Origin of the sequence: Schleiferilactobacillus harbinensis DSM 16991 (assembly GCF_000425885.1) — a bacterium.
In the GTDB taxonomy this organism is placed as follows: domain Bacteria; phylum Bacillota; class Bacilli; order Lactobacillales; family Lactobacillaceae; genus Schleiferilactobacillus; species Schleiferilactobacillus harbinensis.
The window spans coordinates 1-2,880 of record NZ_AUEH01000087.1; the positions used below are offsets into that span (position 1 = coordinate 1).

Here is a 2,880-nt window from a genome sequence, read left to right on the forward strand (position 1 = left end):
ATCGCCACTTGTGAAACAGCCTGTATTTACCCGAAATACTGTTTTCGTTTTTTGCATATGAATAAAGGCCATCAAGCTTTGTCCCCGTGTCTCCCCAAAATAGTGCTCGCGTCAGTTGCAATTTGTCTTTCTCATTTTTTGGCCCCCACAAATAACTTCTTAGGTCGTTGCTAAAGCTCCAAACAGTCATCACAAGAGTCCGTTCAAGCGAATCAGGCATGTTGTCTCGCCAATTGAAAAACGTTTCGCGATCCATATATACGTACTTCGTCAAATCAAAATGAGGGTTGTCTTCGATCAATGCTTTGAGCAGATTAACAACCGTTTTTCGCCGGTCATTGTAAACTACTTCATCCCATTTACCAGATGATGATGCTGTCAGGCTGATTGATCCACCGCCACCGAATACATCAATGAGGCGGTGGCCGGCAGGCAAGATGTCGATGATCTTTTCTGCTTTCTGGCCCTTATTGCCAACATAGGGTAATCCGCGTTTCCATTTTTCAGTTATTTTCATACTATCTCCAGTGTATTTTTGCAGTGCATAAAAATAGGCGCTCATGGCAGCGCCTATGTTGTTACAATTCCTAGTAACCTAGTAATTTAATTTTTTTAGCCCACGACCGAGTTCAGGCGGTCTTCGCTTCCTTTCGAAAGTTTGGTGGGCTTATGCAACCGGTGGGGTTCGAACCCACGATCGATTAGGCTTATGCCACTGCTCTACCAGCTGAGCTACGGTTGCTATGCGGTATTGGGTAATGTCAACCGCTTTGCCTTCTAGAAAGTCTCTAACCTTACATATCACTGGTCAGGATTTGCACCTGACATGAATGATTTGTACGGACGTGTCCTCGTGATTAAACACGTATCATTCTTTCTGTTCCTGGTTTGCGTCTACCTGTTCCGCCACAGTGATACGTCACGCTCGCCTTACGGGTCATCGCATGACTTTTTTTGCCCCCGGTATAGCTTGTCGATTGCAAGAAGGAGTGAGCCATACCACATCCTTTATATGAATTTGAGGGCAATGCGGCGACCGGGAATCGAACCCGGCTTTCAACCACTCGCCGCGCCAATCAAGGAAAGGAGGTTGCATAGAAGAAAGCTTTCGCAGGCTGTCCTTCAAATTGGCACAATACAATAATAAGCCCAAATCACTCCGGTTTGTGTCCGGTCTTTGTCCGGTGTTTGTCCGGTAAATGTCCGGTCTAGAATTTGCTGACGACGAGGCTTCCTGGATAATTCGGCCACCATTCGGCAAACGCGCAGAGAGCGTCTTTGACGGCTTCATAATACTGGCTGGACTGATAGCCCACACGTTCCATTATCACGTCGTCAGTCAGCGGTTTGAGCGCCACATAGCGCATCTTGAGGATGATCGGCCATTTATCGTTGACTGCTGTTTGGGGCAAAAGCGTGTTGATGATCTTTTCACACCTATCGCAGAATTGCTTATCGTCATTTTCGATATAATTGATGATCTTATCGTCCGCGTGGTTTTCGACCGACGGGCTTCGCGGCATGCCGTCCATAGCTGGCGATGCTAGCGTGTTTTCACGGCTCATTGCCATTACCTTGCGATTCGGGTACTGGATCAAGATACGCTCTGCATTGGCCGCCGTCTTATCTCTGTCTACTCTTGAAAATCGTTGTGTTACCCGCATCATGGCCACGCTCCTGTGCTATAATTTATTTGCATGAGTTAAACACACACGGTCGCGGAAGCGGCCTTTTTTGTTACCTAGAATTTATTTTTCCTTCAATCGACGGCCACACATCGGGCAGTATCGGCAGTTTTTTTGCTTGTCGGCTAAACGGGTCGATTTCGACCCCTTTTCAGCGGCGAGTGCAGCCGCAAATCGTTCCGGCGCATCACATATATCGCCTGCCATCCCTGGAGGACCAATAAGACTATTGCTGTCACTGCTATAAGCAAGCCCCAAGTAATGTTTCCACACGTCATTAAACACGTCCTGCACTGTTTCAGTCATGCTGCGCCTCCAGTAAATCCGGGTCCTCGTAGATATTCCCGACGACCTCCAGGACTCGACCAGCCCCGATGCTCCCAAAGTAATAGTCCCCTAACGTGAATGATCCGTCATGGAATTCAACAACCCGTAGCACACCATTCTCATTCTTGACAAGATCGCCTTCGTAGATTTCCCGTCCGTTCTTGTCGTGCAGACCGGTGTACTGCATAATCTCGAACTGATCTGGATAACCATCATTGCCCGATCCTGGTCCTGCTTCTCGGCTTGCATCAATCCAGCCAATTTCGCCATCATAAAACTCGAAATTATCAGGGATCATCATTGTATCCGTGTTATGGTCCCAAACTCTGAACTTAATCTCTCGTTTCATTTCTCCGCCTCATATGTTTTGATTTGCACATCATCTACCCAAACATCAGCATTGAATTTGGAGACTCGCTCTTTAACAAAGTTGATAACTTCTTGCTTAACTTTTGGCTTCCAAGTGCTTAGATTCGGGCAAGGATATAGGTTCGCATCATACATCAGGAACTGTAGCTTATGCTCGCCCATGACACGATCATCATGTAGAATTTCCTCAGTACAAATTCCTGATCCACGTGTGAAACCGCCTTTGAACTGCTCATGTATGTTCATTTTTTTCCTCCAATTTCACCGGTTTCCTCAACGCGCCAGATGCCTAGCAGCCAGGCACGGGCGAAAGTATCTTCGCTGACGCGCGTTTCACCATCAAGCGCATCTTTCAACGAATGGTGCTTCCTTTTGCACCATGTCAACCATTCACTAACGTCTTCCGGAATCACTGGCAGATCATCTGGCAACGCATCATCATAACGGTCGTCGTAATCCAATAGTTCCTGTGTCGGATGCAAGTTACCATCGGAAGATT

Annotated in this window: 6 protein-coding genes and 1 tRNA gene; all 7 read right to left on the reverse strand. The window is 47.1% G+C overall.

Annotated elements, in window-relative coordinates; all coding sequences use genetic code 11:
- A partial coding sequence (locus tag H627_RS0115150; RefSeq protein ID WP_258457793.1) for a DNA adenine methylase occupies nucleotides 1–562 on the reverse strand: 562 nt, incomplete at its 3' end.
- Between the two features lie 108 nt (nucleotides 563–670).
- A tRNA-OTHER gene (locus H627_RS0115155) sits at nucleotides 671–742 on the reverse strand.
- Between the two features lie 466 nt (nucleotides 743–1,208).
- Nucleotides 1,209–1,667 carry an ArpU family phage packaging/lysis transcriptional regulator gene (locus H627_RS0115160; protein WP_081674968.1) on the reverse strand — a complete coding sequence of 153 codons (459 nt, stop codon included), beginning with the start codon at nucleotides 1,665–1,667 and terminating at the stop codon, nucleotides 1,209–1,211.
- Nucleotides 1,668–1,748: 81 nt separating this feature from the next.
- Nucleotides 1,749–1,991: a hypothetical protein gene (locus tag H627_RS0115165; RefSeq protein ID WP_027829601.1), complete on the reverse strand. Its 243-nt coding sequence runs from the start codon at nucleotides 1,989–1,991 to the stop codon at nucleotides 1,749–1,751.
- On the reverse strand, nucleotides 1,984–2,361 hold the full coding sequence (locus H627_RS0115170; protein WP_027829602.1) for a YopX family phage-derived protein: 378 nt from the start codon (nucleotides 2,359–2,361) through the stop codon (nucleotides 1,984–1,986). Before H627_RS0115170 ends, H627_RS0115165 begins: the two co-directional genes overlap by 8 nt.
- Complete coding sequence (locus tag H627_RS0115175; RefSeq protein WP_027829603.1) at nucleotides 2,358–2,627, reverse strand: hypothetical protein; 270 nt, start codon at nucleotides 2,625–2,627, stop codon at nucleotides 2,358–2,360. Before H627_RS0115175 ends, H627_RS0115170 begins: the two co-directional genes overlap by 4 nt.
- The gene (locus H627_RS20390; RefSeq protein ID WP_258457795.1) at nucleotides 2,624–2,863 is read right to left on the reverse strand and encodes a hypothetical protein; all 240 of its coding nucleotides are present in this window, start codon (nucleotides 2,861–2,863) and stop codon (nucleotides 2,624–2,626) included. The genes H627_RS0115175 and H627_RS20390 overlap by 4 nt, the downstream gene beginning before the upstream one ends.
- Nucleotides 2,864–2,880: the final 17 nt, after the last annotated feature.